Origin of the sequence: Acidovorax facilis (genome assembly GCF_023913775.1) — a bacterium.
Classification (GTDB): Bacteria; Pseudomonadota; Gammaproteobacteria; order Burkholderiales; family Burkholderiaceae_C; genus Acidovorax; species Acidovorax facilis.
Map to the genome: position 1 here is coordinate 1 of NZ_JAMXAX010000377.1, position 255 is coordinate 255.

The window sequence follows — 255 nt, forward strand, 5'->3', positions numbered from 1 at the left end:
GTTGAATCCACGGTTCACACGTTTTCGTATTGCCAAGTACCTCGTCCCTATTTTTTGAATTTCACTGGAGTTTCACCATGAACAAGTCTGTCCGTTTTCTCTCTATCGCCGCTGTTGCCGCTTTCACTGCTTTCGGCGCCCACGCTGACGAAGCCGATGGTTCGCAATTTGCCCTGAAGTTCGACACGAACCGCACCCGTGCCGAAGTGGCCGCTGAAGCCGCCACCGTGGCCCAGACCCGCAGCATCGAGCCCG

1 pseudogene is annotated in these 255 nt (G+C 56.1%); it reads left to right on the forward strand.

What is annotated here, in order from left to right:
- Positions 1 to 77: 77 nt before the first annotated feature.
- Positions 78 to 255: pseudogene (locus NFX52_RS31545) on the forward strand (DUF4148 domain-containing protein); the annotation flags it as partial.